At 53.1% G+C, this 21,140-nt stretch carries 15 protein-coding genes; all 15 read left to right on the top strand.

Annotated features, from left to right (window positions below; translation table 11 throughout):
• The first annotated feature begins 3 nt into the window (after positions 1 to 3).
• The 15 genes from ppsA to C5Y96_RS22595 all read left to right on the top strand — a co-directional run bounded on the left by ppsA (position 4) and on the right by C5Y96_RS22595 (position 21,127).
• On the top strand, positions 4 to 2,457 hold the full coding sequence (gene ppsA, locus C5Y96_RS22670; protein WP_105358203.1) for a phosphoenolpyruvate synthase: 2,454 nt from the start codon (positions 4 to 6) through the stop codon (positions 2,455 to 2,457).
• 38 nt (positions 2,458 to 2,495) lie between these two features.
• Positions 2,496 to 6,080 carry a pyruvate:ferredoxin (flavodoxin) oxidoreductase gene (gene nifJ / locus C5Y96_RS22665; protein WP_105358201.1) on the top strand — a complete coding sequence of 1,195 codons (3,585 nt, stop codon included), beginning with the start codon at positions 2,496 to 2,498 and terminating at the stop codon, positions 6,078 to 6,080.
• Positions 6,077 to 7,087, top strand: a complete 1,011-nt coding sequence (locus C5Y96_RS22660; protein WP_105358198.1) for a dihydroorotate dehydrogenase-like protein — start codon at positions 6,077 to 6,079, stop codon at positions 7,085 to 7,087. Before nifJ ends, C5Y96_RS22660 begins: the two co-directional genes overlap by 4 nt.
• A 407-nt stretch (positions 7,088 to 7,494) precedes the next feature.
• Positions 7,495 to 9,045 carry a N,N-dimethylformamidase beta subunit family domain-containing protein gene (locus C5Y96_RS22655; protein ID WP_105358195.1) on the top strand — a complete coding sequence of 517 codons (1,551 nt, stop codon included), beginning with the start codon at positions 7,495 to 7,497 and terminating at the stop codon, positions 9,043 to 9,045.
• 25 nt (positions 9,046 to 9,070) lie between these two features.
• On the top strand, positions 9,071 to 11,248 hold the full coding sequence (locus C5Y96_RS22650) for a PVC-type heme-binding CxxCH protein (RefSeq protein ID WP_158261373.1): 2,178 nt from the start codon (positions 9,071 to 9,073) through the stop codon (positions 11,246 to 11,248).
• A 141-nt stretch (positions 11,249 to 11,389) separates the two neighbouring features.
• Complete coding sequence (gene atpD, locus C5Y96_RS22645) at positions 11,390 to 12,760, top strand: F0F1 ATP synthase subunit beta (protein ID WP_199188779.1); 1,371 nt, start codon at positions 11,390 to 11,392, stop codon at positions 12,758 to 12,760.
• Positions 12,757 to 13,179, top strand: coding sequence for a F0F1 ATP synthase subunit epsilon (locus C5Y96_RS22640; protein ID WP_105358188.1), 423 nt, complete (start codon positions 12,757 to 12,759; stop codon positions 13,177 to 13,179). The genes atpD and C5Y96_RS22640 overlap by 4 nt, the downstream gene beginning before the upstream one ends.
• The gene (locus tag C5Y96_RS22635; RefSeq protein ID WP_105358186.1) at positions 13,176 to 13,466 is read left to right on the top strand and encodes an AtpZ/AtpI family protein; all 291 of its coding nucleotides are present in this window, start codon (positions 13,176 to 13,178) and stop codon (positions 13,464 to 13,466) included. Before C5Y96_RS22640 ends, C5Y96_RS22635 begins: the two co-directional genes overlap by 4 nt.
• A gap of 271 nt (positions 13,467 to 13,737) precedes the next feature.
• Positions 13,738 to 14,412, top strand: a complete 675-nt coding sequence (gene atpB, locus C5Y96_RS22625; RefSeq protein ID WP_105358181.1) for a F0F1 ATP synthase subunit A — start codon at positions 13,738 to 13,740, stop codon at positions 14,410 to 14,412.
• Complete coding sequence (locus C5Y96_RS22620; RefSeq protein WP_105358179.1) at positions 14,409 to 14,666, top strand: F0F1 ATP synthase subunit C; 258 nt, start codon at positions 14,409 to 14,411, stop codon at positions 14,664 to 14,666. The genes atpB and C5Y96_RS22620 overlap by 4 nt, the downstream gene beginning before the upstream one ends.
• An 8-nt stretch (positions 14,667 to 14,674) precedes the next feature.
• Positions 14,675 to 15,409, top strand: coding sequence for a F0F1 ATP synthase subunit delta (locus tag C5Y96_RS22615; RefSeq protein WP_105358177.1), 735 nt, complete (start codon positions 14,675 to 14,677; stop codon positions 15,407 to 15,409).
• Positions 15,406 to 16,923, top strand: coding sequence for a F0F1 ATP synthase subunit alpha (locus tag C5Y96_RS22610; RefSeq protein ID WP_105358175.1), 1,518 nt, complete (start codon positions 15,406 to 15,408; stop codon positions 16,921 to 16,923). The genes C5Y96_RS22615 and C5Y96_RS22610 overlap by 4 nt, the downstream gene beginning before the upstream one ends.
• A complete protein-coding gene (locus C5Y96_RS22605) occupies positions 16,920 to 17,756 on the top strand; it encodes a FoF1 ATP synthase subunit gamma (protein ID WP_105358173.1) in 837 nt (278 codons plus the stop codon). The genes C5Y96_RS22610 and C5Y96_RS22605 overlap by 4 nt, the downstream gene beginning before the upstream one ends.
• 524 nt (positions 17,757 to 18,280) lie before the next feature.
• On the top strand, positions 18,281 to 19,684 hold the full coding sequence (locus C5Y96_RS22600; RefSeq protein ID WP_105358172.1) for a DUF1501 domain-containing protein: 1,404 nt from the start codon (positions 18,281 to 18,283) through the stop codon (positions 19,682 to 19,684).
• Positions 19,685 to 19,696: 12 nt separating this feature from the next.
• Positions 19,697 to 21,127, top strand: a complete 1,431-nt coding sequence (locus C5Y96_RS22595; RefSeq protein ID WP_105358171.1) for a DUF1501 domain-containing protein — start codon at positions 19,697 to 19,699, stop codon at positions 21,125 to 21,127.
• Positions 21,128 to 21,140 lie beyond the last annotated feature (13 nt).

Raw genomic sequence — 21,140 nt, 5'->3', positions numbered from 1 at the left:
GTCATGTCCATTTCGACCACAACTGAGTTTACCCTATGGTTCAACGAGATCGGAATTGACGACATCCCAATCGTGGGTGGCAAGAATGCATCGCTCGGTGAAATGTTCGGCGAACTCCAAGCGGAAGGAATTGCCGTCCCAAACGGATTCGCCATCACGGCTGACGCTTATCGATTGTTTCTGCATGCGTCTCGTTTGGATCGAAGAATCGAACAGATTCTCAGCGACCTTGATACAAGCGATATTGAGAATCTTCGTGATCGCGGAAGTCAGATTCGCCACGCAATACTCTCCGCCCCCTTTCCGCATAATCTGGAGAAGGAAATTTGCGACGCCTATGACAAACTTTGCCAGTCGCAGGCACCTGATGTCGCGGTACGTTCTAGCGCTACGGCTGAGGACCTGCCTGACGCTAGTTTTGCCGGTCAACAGGAAACTTACCTAAATGTTCGAGGGCACGGTCAACTTCTCGATTCATGTCGTCGCTGCTTCGCCTCGCTGTTCACGGATCGCGCGATTTCGTATCGAGCGGATAAGGGGTTCGGTCATACGAAGATCGCCCTTTCCATCGGCGTACAGCAGATGGTCCGCTCCGACCTGGCAACCTCAGGGGTGATGTTCTCCATAGACACTGAGACGGGATTCAAAGATGCCGTACTGATCAATGCCGCGTACGGGCTGGGCGAAAATGTTGTGCAAGGATCGATAAGTCCCGACGAGTTTTATGTTTTCAAGCCTACGCTTAAGCAAGGTTATCGCCCAATTCTGAAGAAACACTTGGGCAGCAAAGAGTTCAAGCTTGTCTACGACATCGGCGGAAGCCGCATGACCCGAAACATCCCAGTTCCTCCAGACGATCGAGCTCGGTTTGCTCTTAGCGAAGATGAGATTCTGCAACTCGCTCGCTGGGCAATAATCATCGAACAACACTATAGCAAGAAGCGTGGCCGCCCTACCCCTATGGATATGGAGTGGGCCAAAGATGGAATCACGGGCAAATTATTCATCGTCCAGGCACGTCCTGAAACGGTCCAGTCGCAACGAACAGGGAAGATTCTGGAAACGTTTCGTTTGAAAGAAAAGGGGAAACGGCTTGTCACCGGCCGAAGTGTCGGCGAACGCATCGCGGTCGGTCCTGTCCGCGTCATTAAAGACGCCCAGCAACTCGAACTGTTCCAGGACGGTGAAGTGCTAGTGACCGACAAGACAGACCCTGACTGGGAACCGATCATGAAGAAGGCTGCGGCGATCGTCACCAACCGCGGCGGACGAACTTGCCACGCGGCAATCGTTAGTCGCGAACTTGGTTTGCCTGCGATCGTCGGTGCGGCCGAAGCCACCGAGATCCTCACTAATGGCAAGTCAGTCACTGTAAGCTGTGCTGAAGGTGATGCGGGCTATGTCTACGATGGACAACTCGATTTTGAAGTTCAGCAGGTTGATCTCGGCGAACTGGCACGTCCCAACGTGCACATCATGATGAACGTCGCCAATCCCGACGAGGCGTTTCGGCTGGCGCAAATCCCAAGCGATGGGGTCGGCCTAGCGCGAATGGAGTTCATTATCAACAACTCGATTCAAATCCATCCGCAAGCATTGCTGGGCTTCGATAAGCTCGACGACCCAGAGACTAAGCAGCGGATTTCCAAAATCACGGCAGGCTACGAAGATAAACCGCAGTTCTTTATCGACATGCTGGCCGCCGGAGTTGGCCAGATTGCTGCTGCTTTTTACCCGAACGATGTGATTGTTCGGATGAGTGACTTCAAAACCAACGAATACGCCAATCTACTGGGTGGATCGCCCTTTGAGCCGCACGAGGAGAACCCAATGATTGGCTTCCGTGGGGCATCACGATACTACGACCCGCGCTACCGGGACGCGTTTGGCCTTGAATGCCAAGCGATGCGGAAGGTACGCGAGGAAATGGGATTGACCAATGTCAAGCTGATGATTCCCTTCTGCCGTACTGTAGAAGAGGGACGCAATGTGTTCGAGGTCATGGAGCAACACGGTCTTAAACGAGGTGAAAATGGCCTCGAAGTTTATGTCATGTGCGAACTACCCAGCAACGTCTGGTGTGCTGCCGAGTTCGCTGAGATATTCGATGGATTCTCCATCGGTTCTAACGACCTGACTCAGTTGACCCTTGGTGTCGACCGAGATTCCGAGATCATCGCTCACATATTTGACGAACGTAATGCGGCGGTAACCCGTGCGATCGCAAGTGCCATCCAAGCAGCTAAACGCGCTGGAAGGAAGATCGGAATCTGCGGCCAGGCCCCCAGTGACTATCCCGAGTTCGCTCGATTTCTCGTAGAACAAGGCATCGACAGCATATCCCTGAACCCCGATGCCGTTCTGAAAACAACGTTGGATATTCTGCAGCTTGAAAAGGAACTAGCTAACACAAACACTCCCGCATCCCAATCACACGCCGAAGGCTTTCCGTCCTGACTTGATCCACCCACCCCACACCCTAGCGAGGACCTGCCATGATTACCGAAAACAAACCTTCTACCAAGTATGTTACGTGGGACGGTAATCGAGCAGCAGCTGAGATTGCCTATCTAACAAACGAGGTAATCGCCATCTACCCGATCACCCCTGCATCGCCGATGGGAGAGTTCGCCGACGCCTGGGCTGGAACCCAACGGAAAAATATTTTTGACGCCGTGCCACGCGTGATTGAAATGCAAAGCGAAGGAGGTGCCGCGGGAAGCGTACACGGAGCACTGCAAGCTGGTGCACTGGCAACGACATTTACAGCGTCGCAGGGATTATTATTGATGATCCCGAATATGTACAAGATCGCGGGTGAATTGACGCCTGCGGTCTTTCATGTCGCCTCCCGTTCCATCGCCACCCATGCCTTGTCGATCTTTGGCGATCACAGCGATGTTATGGCAGTCAGAGCAACCGGGTGGGGCATGCTTTGTGCTAGTAACATTCAAGAAGCACACGACTTCGCACTTATCTCTCAAGCAGCAACGCTCCAAAGTCGCATTCCCTTTGTGCATTTCTTTGATGGCTTCCGCACATCCCACGAAATCAACAAAATTGAAGCGATCTCAGTGGAAACTATGCGGGAGATGATTGACGACAATATGGTCGCCGAGCACCGACGCAGGTCCTTGGACCCCGAGAGGCCCATGCTACGCGGGACGGCTCAGAATCCTGATGTCTTCTTCCAGGCGCGAGAAGCCATCAATCCGTTCTATGCAACCGCTCCATCCATCGTGCAGCGCACTATGGATCGTTTGGCGACGTTTACGGGACGCCGGTACCAATTGTTTGACTACGTCGGTGCTAAGGATGCTCACTCAGTGATTATCCTGATGGGATCGGGATGTGGTGCGGTGGAAGAAGTTGTCAATGAGGAAATAGCCGCTGGCAACAAAATCGGGGTACTCAAAATCCGGCTGTTCCGCCCTTGGGATGCAGAGTCGTTCGTAAAATCTCTTCCAACGACAACGCGCAGAATCGCTGTTCTCGACCGTACGAAAGAGCCTGGATCGGCTGGAGAACCCTTATATCAAGACGTAGTAACCACTCTAAGTGAAGCATGGCACGGCTCCTCGATGCCGTTGGTGATTGGAGGCCGGTATGGTTTGTCATCCAAAGAGTTCACGCCCGCCATGGCAAGAGCCATATTTGAGGAGCTAGATCACCCCGAACCCAAGCGAAAGTTCACCATCGGCATCCACGACGACGTTACGCACCTTAGCTTGAAGTGGGACTCCGAATTGGATTCTGAACCCGACGACATCTTCCGCGCAGTGTTTTATGGTCTGGGAAGCGACGGAACGGTTGGCGCTAATAAGAACACGGTCAAGATTGTCGGCGAATCGACCCCGCTTTACGCCCAAGGCTACTTCGTTTACGACTCAAAAAAGTCGGGGTCGGCGACCGTTTCGCATATACGCTTCAGCCCTAGGCCGATCGCGTCGAGCTACCTGATCCAAAAAGCGCAGTTCGTAGCTTGTCACCAGGAAGAGTTACTCCACCGAATGGACGTGCTGGAACGCGTCGCAGACAGGGGAACGTTCCTTCTTTGTACGTCTCAACCTCCACAGCAAGTATGGCAGCGTCTGCCATTGGAAGTTCAGTCTCAAATTATCGATAAAGGGCTCAAGTTATACGCGATCGATGGCTACCGCGTAGCAAAAGAAGCAGGACTTGGCGGGCGCATCAATACGGTGATGCAAACTTGCTTCTTCGCTTTGACCGACTTAATGCCTATTTCCGAAGCTATCGATCACATCAAGCATGCGATCTCTGGTACCTACGCCAAGTTAGGAGAATCCGTTGTTGAAAGAAATTTTGCAGCCGTCGATATGGCGCTGAATAGCTTGCATGAAATTCCAATTCCAACGGAGAAATCAGGCGAATTGAACCGTCGTCCGCCTGTGACGACCGACGCAACCGACTTCGTGAAGCGTGTCACTTCGTTGATGATCTCCGGCAAAGGGGATCTCCTTCCGGTGAGCGCGATGCCCGCAGATGGAACTTTCCCAACCGGTACATCTCGCTTTGAAACGCGTAGTATCGCCCGGGAGATTCCGATTTGGGACCCTGATATCTGCATCGAGTGTGGTCTATGTGCGTTGGTGTGCCCTCACGCAGCTATCCGCATGAAGGTGTTCGATGCTGATTACATTGAAGAAGAAGCCCCGCTTACATTCCGCAGCAAGTTGTGGCCCAGCAAGGACACGCATGCAGAGGCAATGGTTATCCAAGTTGCCCCCGACGGTTGCACTGGTTGTGGTGTTTGCGTCGACGTCTGTCCGGCGAGAAGTAAGGAAGTAATACGTCACAAAGCAATCAACATGTGTCCGAAGGAAGAGCACCTAGAGGTCGAGCGCAAAAACTTTGAATTCTACAGACGTTTACCAGAGACAGATCGACGGGACGTCAAACTTGCTACCGTCAAAGGTTCGCAGACAATCCAACCACTGTTCGAGTTTTCAGGTGCCTGTGCAGGTTGTGGAGAAACGCCTTATCTTAAGCTATTAACTCAGCTATTTGGCGATCGTTTGCTGGCTGCAAATGCGACCGGCTGCTCTTCGATTTATGGAGGCAATCTACCTACGACCCCCTGGGCCCACGATTGCTCTGGGCGTGGTCCTGCGTGGTCGAACTCGCTATTTGAAGATAACGCCGAGTTCGGGCTTGGAATGCGCCTTGCTTTGGATCAGAAGAGAAGTACGGCAGCGGCTCTGCTTCAACAGATTGAGAAGCAAGTGGGGAGTACTCTCGTCCAAGATGTCATTCATGCGATGCAGAATGACGACGAAGCGATTTACGCGCAACGAGAGCGAGTCACTCAGCTCCGAGCAAGCCTCCAGCAAATAGAGTCTCCGACCTCTGCTCACCTTTTGGATTTACTGGACGCGTTGATTCGGAAAAGCGTTTGGATCGTCGGGGGAGATGGCTGGGCTTACGACATTGGATTCGGGGGCCTTGATCATGTCCTCGCTTCCGGAGCGAACATTAACGTCCTGGTCTTAGACACCGGAGTCTACTCAAACACCGGTGGACAGGCTTCCAAGGCAACTCCACGAGCTGCTATGGCCAAGTTTGCGGCTCAAGGTAAGCCCAACCGCAAGAAGGACCTTGGGATGTTGGCGGTTTCCTACGGCGGCGTGTTCGTCGCTCAAATTGCGATCGGTGCCAACCCTGCCCAAGCAATTCGCACTTTGATGGATGCCGACTCCTATCAAGGGCCCTCACTCATCCTGGCCTATTCACAATGTATTGCCCATGGCATCGATATGCGTACAGGCATGACGCACCAGAAAGATGCCGTGAATTCCGGATTTTGGCCACTATATCACTATGATCCTCGTCGAGCTCACGGCGAAGAACATCCGTTCAAACTCGATAGCCATAAGCCTTCGATACCCTTGAAGGAGTTCGCCGCCAAAGAAGGTCGGTTCGCGATGCTCAACCAGACATCTCAGGAACATGCAAAACACTTGCTTGAACTGGCCCAACAAGATATCGACGATCAGTGGCACTACTACGAACAGATGGGTCATATCGAACGAGAAATAGCCGACTCGGAGGAGAAGACATGAGTGTTGAGCTGAAAACCAGGTACCTTGGACTCGATCTATCAAGTCCAATCATTGCCGGAGCAGGACCGCTGACAGGTAACCTCGATCAAATTAAAGCACTCGCCGATGCTGGTGCGGCAGCCGTTGTGCTGCCATCTCTGTTTGAAGAGCAGATGGAACATGAAGAGATGGAACTATTCCGTCTGAGCGACTTCCAGGCTGAAGTCTCGGCTGAGGCAAGCGGATTCCTGCCCGCCGTTAGTCATTACAACGTCGGAACACGCCAGTATATAAAGTTGATTCAGTCCGCGAAATCGCTGGTCGACATACCGGTGATTGCCAGTCTCAATGGGTGTTCTCCGCATGGTTGGGGACGCTACTCGCGAATGCTCGCCGACGCCGGTGCGGATGCCTTGGAGCTGAACATCTACTTCGTTCCGACCGACCCAAGCACTACATCCGCAGAAGTCGAACAGCGATATTTAAATTTGGTCGAAGAGGTCCGGAGCGTCGTTTCGATACCCATTGCCGTGAAGATGGGACCTTTCATCACGGCTCTCCCCAACTTCGTGCTGCGACTAGAGAAAGCCGGGGCCAATGGCTTTGTCCTATTCAATCGATATCTGGAACCGGAAATTAATATCAATAACTTCCAAGTTCAACCACATCTCGAGTTAAGCCATCCAGGTGAGTTGCGTTTGCCGCTACGGTGGATTGCTATCCTGCGAGAACATCTTTCCGCTTCCCTGGCTGCTACAAGTGGAATTCATTCCGCCTCGGACGTCCTCAAGTCACTTCTGGCGGGTGCGGATGTCGCCATGATGGTCTCAACGCTTCTCACTAATGGCCCCCACGTAATTCTCAAATGTTTACAAGAGCTTGAGAGTTGGATGGTAGAACATGATTATGAATCGATTTTCCAACTGCGTGGATGCATGAGCCGTAGCCACTGCGAGAACCCCTCAGCATACGAGCGTGCCAACTATGTCAAAGCACTGACATCGTACACTTCAAGCTACAACAGCTAAGACAATAAGTCTCAAACCGAAATCAGAATCCCGTACCATATTACCTAACCTAATGCTTTCAAAACGCCCGCGAATTCTGGCACCCGCTTCTCGTTTTTCTCATTATTTTCAAGCGTACGAGACATTCTGATCGACGAATCACATTTTATTTTGTTTGGACAATTTGAATTTTGAACGGGCGTAGCATTCGGTATACTAAGCAGATATCACCAGTTATCAGATTCCCTCCCAATTTCGCCGAGACCCCCACTCGTCGGATATCCCACCCGCAAATGGATGTATCTTGCGATTGCCATCCATCAATCGAATCTCCAATTCACAAACAGCCTCTACCAGTGGATCACTGCGCTGGTTTACGTGAATGAAGATACGGTTTCCCCTCAATCACCTATGAATCGGAAGCTCCAATGAGTGAAGGTCCCTCCAAGGTGCCGCGTCGCGTGTTCTTGAAGAGCACCCTATCCGCATCGATGCTGAGTTCTGCGCCAATACTTACCTCGAAAGCTCACGCCGCCGATGCCCCTACCACATCGAAGCTGATTCTGCAGGAGAATGCTTTGGCTGGTGCCGACGATTGGCAGCTTACTCGGGTACGAGTTGACGGAGATGGATTCCGCTCTCCTTGGATAGAAGGGTATTGCTCCAAGCAAAGTGTCGAGGCAGGCGAATCCATTGATGTGATGGTGTCCTGCAAGCCGTCACGGACGTTTACCCTCGAACTCTTTAGGATGGGATACTATGGTGGCAAAGGTGCCCGGCTAATTAAGAAGTACGGCCCCTTGGAAGCGACCGAGCAGCCAACACCAAGTCCAGGCGAAAAGAACCTGCACGAGTGCCTCTGGAAGCCGTCGCTGACGATTGACATTCCTGCAGACTGGTTAAGTGGAGTTTATGTCGGCAGGCTTACTACCATTCCACAGCCGGGCGAGTCCTATTGGCAGAGTCACATCGTCTTCGTCGTGCGAGACAATCGACCAGCCGATATTCTTTTTCAAGTAAGCGACAACACTTGGCAAGCCTACAATCGATGGCCCAATAACTATTCAATTTACACCCACCCTCGCGGCGTACAGGGACCATGGGCCGATGTCAGCTTTGATCGTCCCTATGCCCGCGAAGCTCAACACAATGGAGTGGTCGACGACCCGAGAACCGTCGGCTCTGGTGAGTTTCTCCCCTTCGAGTTTCCGCTTGCATATTGGCTGGAACAGAACGGCTACGATGTCACCTACTGTTCCAATAGTGATATGCTAACCCCAGAACGCGGTCTGAAATGCAAAGCGTTCATCAGCGTAGGGCACGACGAATACTGGGATATCCGCCAGTTTCACTCCGTAGAGAAACTGCGAGACGAAGGAGTGAATTTACTGTTTCTTTCCGGCAATAGTGTGTGCTGGGTAACCCCGTTCCGTGAGAGCACCGACGGCGTAGCGAACCGAATTATCTTCCGCGGAGGTCCCTACGGTGGAGGCGAGTCGCATGCGGTGACACGCGATAAAGACCATGGGCCTTTTCCTCATCGCGGTCCAGACGAAGGCCTGCTGATGGGTGCTCGAAACGTCCGCCCCGTGAATGGCGGAGGTGATTGGACCGTTGTCAAGCCTGAACATTGGATCTTTGCCGGTACCGGAGTCAAGCAAGGAGAAGCAATTCCTGGCCTGGTCGGTTGGGAGTACCACGGCGATCCTCCCGAGATCGATGGACTAGAGGTAGTTGCCGGCGGAACTGCCTGGCAAGGGGGCGTTAATCCACAGCAGTGGACTGCGACCATCTATCCTGGCCCCAAAGGGAACTACGTCTTTAATGCGGCCACTATATTTTGGGCCCAAGGGTTGAGTAGCCCGCCTGGGCATGTGCTGCCCTGGTCTCACTGGAGCAGACCGCACGGACCTGATGCACGCGTACAGCAGATTACGCATAATCTGCTTCGCCGGGCCGTTGCTGTCAGGGAAGTCTAGTCTCAATTCTTATGGAGTCTTCCGCATGTATTTGCATCTCTTAATTGCCGTTGTTTTCACTCTGCCGATGGCGTTTGCCTATGGAGAGGAGTTTCAGCCTGGCGACTTTCAGCTTCCAGAAGGTTACACGGTGGAATTGGCCGCATCATCTGCACTGGTAAGCCACCCGATGATGGCAGACTTCGACGATCAAGGCAGGCTATATGTTGCGGCCAGTGCCGGCGAAAATCTTCCTCGAGCCGAATTGGAGAAGAGGCTACCCAATTTCATTCGGCGCTTGGAAGACACGAATGGCGACGGAATCTTTGACAAAGCGACGACCTTCGCGGATCGAATGACTTTTCCTCAGGGATGCCTTTGGTTGGACGGTTCCCTTTACGTCGCATCTAGCGGCGCGATATGGAAGCTGACAGATACCGATGACGATGGTGTAGCCGACGTTAGAAAGAAAATCGTCGGAGACTTTGGTTATACCGGCAATGCGGCGGACGTCCATGGCCCCTTTTTAGGCCCTGAGGGGCGTATTTACTGGTGTGAAGGTCGCCATGGGCACGAGATCCGCGATGCAGATGGAGAGCTCATCAGCCAAGGTAAAGCCGCCCGAATTTTCTCAAGCCTTCCTGATGGAAGCGATGTCCAGACATTCGCAACGGGAGGCATGGATAACCCCGTCGAAGTCGTCTTTACCCCGGAAGGGGATATGCTGGGGACTGTTAACTTGATGTACTCTCAGCCGCGAGGTGACTGTCTGGTTCACTGGCAATACGGCGGGGTGTATCCGCGCGAGGACTTTGCGGAGAGTCTAGGGCGCGAATTTGTTCGGACTGGGCCTCTACTCCCAGAACTCCACAATTTCGGTCATGTGGCGGTATCGGGACTGTGTCGGTTCCAAGGGAACATCTGGGGCCCCGATACAAACGGATCGCTTTTTATCACCCAATTCAATACGAACCGAATCGTCCAAGTACGCTTGAAGCCTAATCAAACCACCTACCAAGTCGAGAAACTCGACGACTTTCTCGTTTCTTCGGACAAAGATTTTCATCCGACAGATGTCCTTCAAGCAACAGACGGATCGCTGCTGGTCATCGATACAGGAGGCTGGTTTCGCATCGGTTGTCCTCAATCTGGTGTTGCCAAAGCACATATCCAAGGAGGAATCTACCGTATTCGCCGGTCGCAAACTCATCAGGACACCAACGACGCCACCAAGACGGACGAAGTGAAAGAAATCGAGCGTCTATGGCAACTTCGTCGCCAGGAGTCCAATGAGTCATTAGGACAACTGGGGGACCTGTTGGAATCCGAGAGCCCAAGGATTCGTCAAACCGTAGCTCGCGCACTGTTGGACCTTCCGCCTGGCCAGGATCGTGCGCAGTTGGCACCACGTCTGCTAATAATGGCACTGGATGGATCGCCTGCCGAGCGGCGAAATGCCCTGGCAACGCTCAGTCACTGGGGAATTCGCAGCGATGACTTCACAAAAAGTCTTCTTGCCTCACTTCCGCAAACGAAGAGTGATCCGCTCCTACAACACGCGGTAATTCTCTTCTTGATTCGGGGAGATCGACGTGATCTCCTTCGTCAAGCAGTCCTCGACCAAGACCAGACCGTAAGTGAAGGTGCCTCTCTGGCCTTGGCGGAATTACTACGGCTATCGGAGAAACTGCCAGATAGTCCGTGGCTGGAGATTCCTGCCGCGTCCATGGGAGAGCCACTTTCCCAGTCGCAGCAGGAGACGTTGCTCAAGATCGAATCCGAACTCGCAAACGGTGATTCCCAACGGGGTCGCGAAGTCTTTTTTTCAACCCAGGCGACATGCAGCAAATGCCATCAAATCGCTGATCAGGGAGGACAGGTAGGCCCCAACCTGAGCACCATCGGCCAAAGTCGCTCTCGTCGCGACTTGTTGGAATCGATTCTATTTCCAAACGCAACGTTCGCTCGAGGGTTTGCTCCTTATGTGGTTGCTACTTCCGATGGCAAGACTCACAGCGGTATCATCCTAGGCGAAGGCACCGACCACCTACGCTTAGGAATCGATCAGGAGAAATCCGTCACCCTGCCCAATGCATCCATTGAAGCGATCCGTCCCAGCAACACATCTATCATGCCGAATGACATCCAAAAAACCCTTTCCGCGGAGCAACTATCCGACCTGCTTTCCTATCTGCAGTCGCTGCGTCCAGAGGCTACACGCTAAACAGCGCTTCTCCGCAGTTTGTACTGAGAATGAGCTTCCTTGAGGTCATGATTTCGACAAGACACAAAACGATAATTCTTTGATTTCACAAGCAGGTTCTCCCCATATAATACGTACATGAGTCCACATTCAGGTGATGTTATAGCTCGTGGTGTCGTCACAGCCGTTCGAGGAACGGTTTTGGATGTACAGTTCGACGGACAGTGTCCGCCGATCGGCTCAGGCCTGCATTGCCAAGCCTCGCAGAATACCGTGATCACGGCCTATGTACATTCCCATCTGGGGGAAGGTGCGGTAAGAGTCATTTCCATTGACTCGACGCGCGGCTTGTGCCGCGGATCGGAGGTGACAAGCGACGGTCGCCCCATCGAAGTGCTTGTTGGCGATGCCCTTCTGGGACGAGTGGTTGACTTGAAGGGATCTCCACTGGATGGAGGTGCCACGATTGAAACGGAGACTCGCTGGCCGCTTCACCGACCACCGCCGGCTTCCTCCGAGCGGAGGACAGGCAGCGACATTTACGCGACCGGCATTAAAGTGATCGACCTATTCTGTCCCTTTACTTCTGGGTCGCGAGTGGCCGTCTTTGGTGGTGCGGGTGTTGGCAAGACCATCGTATTGACTGAGTTTATTCACAATGCAGTGGAAGGCTATCGCGGTGTCGCTGTCTTCGCAGGCATCGGAGAACGATCACGAGAAGGGTTCGAACTTTGGCAAGAATTGGCCAGCCGCGGATTCATGGATCGCACCGTGATGGTCTTCGGCCAGATGAACGAGCCTCCCGGAGCAAGGTTTCTGGTCGGCCAAGCAGCCCTTTCCATTGCCGAGTTTTTTCGCGATGTGCGTCAGAAGGATGTGATGTTCGTTGTCGACAATGTGTATCGCCACGTTCAAGCCGGGATGGAAGTCTCGGGACTACTGGGGCGGCTCCCTTCTCGCGTTGGATATCAGCCGACACTCGCTGCTGACATTGCCTCTTTGGAAGAGCGAATTACGGCCACACGCAGCGCAGGGATGGTGTCGGTACAGGCCGTTTACGTTCCGGCAGATGACTATTCTGATCCTGCCGTGACCCACACATTTTGGCACATTGACAGTGCATTAGTACTTTCACGAGATGTTGCCACAGAAGGCCTGTTTCCGGCAGTCGACCCACTTCGATCTACCTCAAAGGCACTCGATCCAGCCCTCGTCGGTGCCCGACACTACGAGACGGCTCAAGAGGCGCTTCGCGTCTTAGGTCGATTTGAAGAACTTCGCGACTTGATCGCCATGCTTGGCATGGAAGAACTCTCTCCTGAAGACAGGCAGCTAGTCAACCGAGCTCGACGCCTGAGAAACTTTCTCACGCAGCCTTTCTTTGTGGCCGAATCGTTCACTGGCACTCCGGGGCGTCGCGTTTCTCCACAAGACACGGTCGAGGGTGTCGCATCCATTCTCGACGGAAAATGTGACCAACTTCCAGAAGACGCTTTATTCATGATTGGTGCCTTGGAGGAAGCAAAGGCATGAATGATCCCCGTCTAGATCTGATTATCCGAACGCCTCGTGCCATTATTTTCGAAGGTCGCGTCGATTCATTACGTGTTGCCTCGGAAACGGGCCAGGTCGGGATTCGTCCGCGGATGGAGCCGCTGGTTTTGGCTGTCGAACCGGGCCTCGTGTTGGTTAAGTCATCCGGACAAACAACCTATGCGGGAACGGCCGGTGGTTTGCTTCGCTGCGATGGCAAGCAAGCACACTTCCTCACACCGCTTGCTGTATACGGTTCAGAATTAGAGACGGTAGCTAGCCAGTTAGAAGCAGCACTTGATAGCCCCAGTGTCGAACTAGAAGCGAGAGAAACCCTTGGTCGACTTGAGCGTAGTATTCTACGCGAATTACAAGATAGTGACGAAAAGAGGGGACAACCGAATGGAAAAGGCGTATGAATGATTCATTTCATGACCGACGCCGTCGTAAGCTGCGTACAGCGGTCCAGCGGGATATTTCACGCCATGGTCGCCGAGAACACGGAGCCCGATCATTCTGGCATTCTCTGGCTGTGCTGGGAATGGTCGGTTGGCCCATTGCGTTGGCATCGGTCGGCGGAGCAATGGCAGGGCATTATCTGGACATGCGTTTTAACACCGGTGTGCACTTTACGTTGATGCTACTTACGCTTGGTACGATATTGGGCAGCTTTGCGGCCTGGCAAGCATTGAAAGGAAGAATCTAGTGACATGGATCTTCGGCGGATGGTTTTTGAGTGGAATTATCCTTGGGGCAGTGCATGCCATGGGACTTCGCAATGCGACCTCTCACACTAGCCCCTATGCACCGCTTCTTGGCATCCTTCGGCTATTCGCCGTGGGAATCAGCTTTTTCTTCTCCGCGATCCTCGGAGGAATCTTCCCATTGGCATTCGGCTGGGGACTTGGTTTCTTCGTTGTCGTGGGTATCGTAACCCGAATTCAAGATAGGGATCATCTCCAGCAAGAGGTGGCCCCATGAATGTTCGTGTCTTCGGAGATCCGCGACTGTTTGAAATCGGTCCCGTTCCGATCACCGAGACCATGCTCAGTTCATTGGCGGTATCGGCTTTATTAGTGTTCTTTGCCTTATGGATGCGATGGGCAGTTGCCAACCGTCCTGATTCATTGATGGCGACACTAGCGCGGATCATCGTGCAACGAATCGATCAGTCGGTTCAAGATATCCTGGGCAAATCGAATCCAGCCGTCGCAGGCATGGCAGGCAGCTTGTTCTTGTTTATTGCCGCTTGCAACATTTCAGGCCAGCTTCCGGGGGTTCATCCGGCAACGGCGAGCCTCGCGACAACTTCCGCGTTGGCTATTGTAGTATTCCTCACCGTACCTCTCGCTGGAGTTCGGGCGCGAGGAGTGGGTGGTTATCTCAAGCACTACTTCTCCCCTAACCCCCTTCTCTTCCCGCTGCACATGGTCTCCGAGATTTCTCGAACCGTGGCCCTGGCGATGCGTCTATTCGGTAACGTGATGTCTGGACATCTTGTCGTTGGCCTGTTGGTAGCCCTCGCAGGGGTCTTGGTTCCCATGCCATTTATGGCTTTGGACCTGCTTATCGGAATGCTACAGGCATACATTTTTGCAATCCTTTCTACTCTATTCATTGGAGCCGCAATCGGCCCTGAGGAGAACGCATGACCGACCAAACAGTGATTCAAATGGCCTCTATTATTGCTGCCGGCATCACCATGGCATTCGGGGCTGTTGGCGCGGCAATTGGCGAAAGCAAAATCGCGGCCGCAGCGATGGACGCGTTGGCCCGTCAGCCAGACGAATCGGCCTCGATCACACGTACCCTGTTCGTGAGCCTAGCTATGGTTGAATCGACAGCCATTTTTTGCCTCGTCATCGCACTGATCTTGATATTCGCCAACCCATTTACAGCAGGTTAGCAAGCACCATGGGTGATAGCCTTTGGACTTTCGCGTTCGAAATTGTCAACTTTCTGATGTTGGCGGGACTGCTCGGCTGGTTTTTCTTTAAACCAGTTCGTAATGCAATTGAAAAGGAGCGAGACGAGACACGACGACTTGAAGAACAGTCGAAAGCAAAACTCTCGCAAGCGGAGAGCATAGAACGCGATCTTAACCAGCAGAAACAAACGGTTATCGAAGAGATCGAGAAAATGCGACTCGCGGCCACAGCCTCTGCCACTCAAGAGCGTGAGCAGATCCTTGCTAAAGCGCGCGCCGAAGCCAACAAAGAACTGGATCTTCTTAAGCTCAAAGCAATTCATATTGAGCAGGCAAATGCCAGTCGATTGTCCCAATTTATTGTTGAAAAGACGACCGCCATTATCAGCCGTCTTCTGCAAGACATCGATGGACCAGAACTAGAATCGGCGCTCATGGGGGCTACGGTGCGTCAGCTGGAAGCCCTTTCGGCCGAAACACTCTCCCCTGTTTCGGTCGAATCAGCGGTTGAACTAGATTCGGCTGCGAAGGAACGCATTTGTGTGGCCCTCAAGCAACCTGCTAAATCTGTATCGTTTCGTGTACTGCCTGAGTTGATCGGTGGCTTGCGTATCTCAACGGCCCAAGGCCTGGTCGACGCTTCCATTGCGGGATTATCGCGCTACGCCAAGCAGGAACTATTAGATGAGGTGAGCCAATCGCCGGGACACTCGATAGCATGAATGACGCACAACCTCTGCAGAGGCAGCTTGAAACTGCGGCCGATAAATTGGATCTAGCTGCTGGAATTCGTCTACGAGGATACGTCCAACAGGTAGGAGACGGGGTAGCTCAGGTTGTTGGCTTGGGAGATGTTGGCTACGAAGAATTATTGCGATTCGATTCAGGCGCATTGGGTATGGCCTATGACTTAGCGGAGACTAGTACCGGTGTAATTCTTCTATCCGGCACGGAATTGGTACGGCAGGGAGAAGGGGTCCGCGGCGAGCATCGCCTGCCGGATATACCTGTCGGAAAGTCCGCTCTTGGGCGAATTATCGACCCGCTTGGCAATGCTCTCGACGAAGGTCCCCGGCTATCCTCTCATTCAAGTCGTCCACTTTTTCAGCCAGCCCCCGAGATCGTCGATCGCCGATCTGTCGACCAATCATTGTGGACTGGTGTGATGGCCATCGATGCGGCCATCTCCATCGGGCGAGGGCAACGGGAGTTGATTATCGGGGATCGAAACGTCGGGAAAACCTCTCTCGCAATAGATATTGTCGCAGCGCAAAAACCAGGAGATGTCGCGTGCGTCTATGTCATTGTTGGCCAACCAATGTCGCGGGTAATTTCCCTCAGGACAACTCTGGAAAAGGCTGGCTGCCTGGGCAATACGGCCATCATTACAGCAGATGCTTCATCTACGCCTGGCATGCAATATTTGGCACCCTACGCAGGGGCGAGTCTCGCGGAGTCGTTTCGAGAGTCAGGACAGCATGCCCTCGTCGTCTATGATGACCTGACAAAACACGCAGATGCCTACCGCGAGATCGCACTACTCTTAGGACGACCTCCTGGCCGGGAAGCGTTCCCTGGAGACATCTTTTACATCCACGCCGAACTCTTAGAGCGCGCCTGTGCGGTCTGTGAGCAAAAAGGGGGCGGATCCGTTACCGCACTTCCTCTTATCGAAACTACCGATGGTGACATTTCTTCCTATATTCCAACCAATCTGATTTCCATTACCGACGGTCAAATCTATCTCGATTCAGTACGCTTTGAGCGTAACCAACGGCCTGCTATCGACGTGGGTCGCAGTGTATCTCGTATCGGTAGCGTCGCACAAAGTCCTGGCATGCGAAAAGCGGCCAAGAATCTGAAGATATTGTTATCCCGCTGCGAATCCCTGGAGTCGCTGAGCCGCATGGGTCTTGAGATGGACTTGGGCATGCAACACACGTTGGAACGCGGTCGCCAGCTACGCGAACTGCTTCGCCAGGGGCGTCTACAGCCTCGTGATCAACTAGAGCAGATTATTGCCCTAACGGCCATTATGAAAGACTGGCTAACAGACGTACCCCTCAAAGATACCAAACGTTTTATCGAGCAGCTAAGCGCGATGGTTCGCTCTGAGCGGGAAGGACTGGCCGATACGATTTCTTCGGAAAAATCATCCGAGCACGATTGGATGCCTATGGCATCCGCTGTAGCCGACCGAATTCGTCCGTCGTATCGAAAGGATAATGGTCAGTGAACCGAGAACGCTATCTGCAGCAAAGGCTCCACACGCTAGGCGCACTAGACGATGCGATCTCCGCGATGCGATCTTTCTCGGCTCATCACTTTCGCGAGAGTCGACAAGCCTTACCTGCGATACAGTCCTATCGTGCCGAGGTGGAAGCTGCGCTTGCTGCGGCAGGTGGCGGGAGGCGGACGGATATCGACCTTCCACCGGGCATCGTACTTATCGTCTCCGATCTAGGACTATGCGGTGACTATAACTTGCGTCTCATCGAGTACGCCGCCGAAATCCTCTCTGGGCAACAGAAATACATGCTGTACTGTATCGGTCGAAGGCCGATGGGTTTACTCAAGAGATATAGCCTGAGCCCCAAGCACTGGTATCATGCCCCGACCAGCGTCGACGGTGCCCCAAATGTTCTTCTGGAAGTTGCCCAGAACGCGTTAGATGATTTCCATTCTCGGCAGATCGGACAAATCTTTGTCATATCCGCTCAATTTCATGGAGCGGGAAGGTTCTCTCCGGAACTCAACCAAATACTTCCTCCCAAGCTTTCCTCATCCAGTCCACTGCCTGGGCCTACCCATTACCAAACACAGCAACATCTGCGGCATGTGGCTACACGCGAATACCTTTACACGATCCTCTACGAACTTCTCTTAGATGCCCTTGCTTCCGAACATGGTATGCGTCTGTTTGCCGCCGAATCTGCCAACAAATGGCTCAAAGACACGACAGAGACGGTTCGCCGTCAACTAGCCAGCAACCATCGTGAAAGAATCACACAGGAACTGCTCGATATCGTCGCCGGTTCGCATCGCAAAGGGCTTTTTACCACGACATAGAACGAATACAGCAAGCTTTCTCATGATACTCTGCTGCTTCATTACGAAATGAATTGTTCAGAGCGGCTTTAGCTTCATACGGACAATAGTGATCAAATTGATGCTCGTGAGCGTTGTGAAGTAGCCGAAGCTTATGTGCAGGCGGCTGTAGGGAGAATTCCGGTCTTCATTCAATTCGGGCATAGCAGCATTGCGGAAGCAAGGTTCCTGGCCGCTCATGTATAGCAGATTGGTGCCGACGCGGTTTTAAGGTTTTATTCGTGCTTTTCGAGAGTACACGGGCACAACGCCAGCGGACTATCGCAAGGCCTGACGTCGTGTTGGGCTAGATGGTCAGCCAACATATTCTGACGGTTCGCCTGCTCTTCGCTCTGAGACTTGGGCGTTAGGCCAAACGTCCAATTGATGCGGAACAGAACGCCACTTCACTTTCCCTGCACGATTTCGGTGTACTTAGCTTCACAATATCGCTAAGATATTGGCTCCTTCCTTTTCCAAATCATGTTTACCAGGAAATGCTCCCCATGCTTTCCTTTCTGGGAAAACAAACCAGGCTCTGCAACGGAGTCTCGCGACGTGAATGGCTCCGTCTGGGTGGCCTAGGGGCATTTGCTCTTTCGGTCGACCAACTTTCGAAGTTACAGGCAGCCGAATCCTCAACAATTCCCAGCTTACACTCGTTCGGCAAAGCAAAACGATGTATCGTGCTGTTCATGCTGGGGGGACCACCTCAGCTTGAAACTTGGGATCCTAAGCCTGAGGCTCCCAAGGAAATTCGCGGGGAGTTCGGATCCATTGCCACGGCAACGCCGGGGTACCATGTCGGCGAGCTCATGCCACAGACGGCCAAGTTGACTGACAAAATCGCTGTTTTACGGGCCATGTCGACAAACGATAACGCCCACTCTTCCAGCGGTTACTGGATGCTGACCGGTCGTCCCCATTCTCCCAAAGGCCAAGAGAATGCCCTGCCTGGTGCTCCGAACAACTGGCCATCGTTGCCGGCAATCGTGAGGCATTTAAAAGGGGATCGAACCAGCCTGCCCGGTGCCGTTCGCCTGCCCGAAGAGATATGGAACACTGGGCACATCGTGTGGCCTGGTCAAGATGCGGGGTGGCTCGGAGATCATGCCGACCCTTGGTTGATTACCTGCGATCCCAACAAAGCGGATTTTCGCGTGCCTGATATCGGGCTTCCTGTCGAGATTTCACCAGAACGCTTCTCTCGTAGGAACGCCCTGCGCGATTTGATGAACGACCACTTTCGAGCAGTTGAAAGCGCCCCGGTAAAGCGTTGGTCAAATTGGCAAGCAAAAGCGATGGACCTGCTTCGGACCAAGGAAACTCAGGCTGCGTTCGCCATCGAACAAGAACCATCTAACGTGCGCGATCGCTACGGACGCAATCGCTTTGGCCAGAGCGTGTTACTAGCACGACGATTAGTCGAAAAAGGCGTGTCATTGGTTCAGGTGAATTGGACTCGTTGGGAGGACGACGAGAATATCACCCCGGCCTGGGATACTCATGCCAACAACGCTGAGCGATTGAAGAAGGCGCTCATGCCTCCGATGGATCAGGCCTATTCCGCACTCCTGGAAGATTTAGATCAGCGCGGAATGTTGGAAGATACGTTGGTCGTCTGGATGGGGGAATTCGGCCGATCACCCAAAATCAACGCACGTGGCGGGCGCGACCATTGGGGGCATTGCTTCTCGGTAGCACTCTCAGGGGGAGGGATTCGCGGAGGAGTCATTCATGGCCAGTCGGACCGACAAGCGGGATATCCTCTGGACGGACGGGTTGAACCTCAGGACCTAACTGCCACCGTATACCATTGCCTCGGCATCTCTCCAGAAGCCACCATCAAAGATCCCTTCGGACGCCCCTTGGCTATTTCGACCGGGAAACCGATTTCGGCGATTCTCTAAGGCAAATACAAAATGACTCGAACCACTTACCACACAGACCGCCGGGCATTTCTCGTGGCCTCAGCAACCGGTCTGGCTGGCTTACACTTTGGCATGCCTGGTAGGGTTACGGCAAGTGATCAACTTTCGCGCGCGACACAGAATCGCGGCGGCGGGAAAGCCAAGTCGGTGATTCTCTTTTTCCTATGTGGGGGTGCCTCGCATATCGACACATGGGATTTGAAACCGCAGGCTCCCGCCGAATATCGAGGACCATTCAAGCCCATTTCAACGTCGGCCCCCGGAATGCAGATTTCTGAACATCTTCCGCAACTGGCCAAACAGGCACATCACTTGGCCGTGATTCGTTCGGTGTGTGGAACGGTCAATACAAACGATCATCACGCCGGCTACTATTACAATTTAACCGGGCACGTACCGGACGTAACGTTCAAGACGCTTGGCAACGATCGCCGCCCGTATGCCGATGACTGGCCATTCATGGGATCCGTTGTTGCCTCACGGCGAACGAGCCCGAATGGGTTGCCGAGTGCCATCACCTTACCTCACAAACCGAGCAGATTGCCGTACACACGCCCAGGCCAATTTGCTGCGCGACTCGGTGTTGAATTCGATCCGCTTTATGTCAACGGTAGCGTCCAGGAACCACTAAAATTCCAAGTCCCTTCATTAATGTTGGCGGGTGACGTGACGCCAGCACAATTACAGTCGCGGCAAGAGTTGCTGCAAACTTTGGACGTCGCTAGAAGCGAGTTCGAGCATTCCCCGGTTGAACGAATCTGGAAACGCCATCAGAAGCGTACCCTCGACCTGCTACTCTCTTCTCAGACCAGTAAGATGTTCGACGTCGAGAGCGAACCGGAGTCGATTCGCGCACGCTATGGCCCGACTGTTAATTCGACAAGCCTACTATTAGCTCGACGGATGGTTGAGGCGGGCATCCCGTTCATCACTGTGTTCTGGAAAGAAAACGAAGCGATTAAAAACAAGTGCCGCAGTGGGGGCGGATGGGATACACACGGAAACAATTTCGACTGTTTAAAGCAAAACCTACTACCTGAGTTCGATCAGGCGTTCTCTGCTTTGATCGAAGACCTGGAACAACGAAACCTGTTGGACCAGACCCTACTAATCGTCAATAGCGAAATGGGACGCACACCGAAAATTGGCGACCCGCGTTCCGGTGGCGTCAAAGGAGCCGGGCGAGATCACTGGACACATTGCCAAAGCGTATTGATGGCTGGGGGAGGGATTCAAGGAGGGCACGCGTTTGGATCAAGTGATAAACTGGGCGAATTTCCAGCTGAACATCCTTTGACACCCGCAGATATCGCCAAGACTGTCTATTTCGCAACTGGCATCGACACTCTACAAGCGAACGATCAACAGGGACGACCTTACAACTTGCTCGAAGAGGGACACGCAATCGAGCAGTTGTTTTAGCTTGTTAACTGAA

This window comes from Blastopirellula marina (assembly GCF_002967715.1).
Taxonomy (GTDB): domain Bacteria; phylum Planctomycetota; class Planctomycetia; order Pirellulales; family Pirellulaceae; genus Bremerella; species Bremerella marina_B.
Note: the sequence above shows the minus strand (reverse complement) of the source record. Positions and strands in the feature narration are given on the sequence as shown.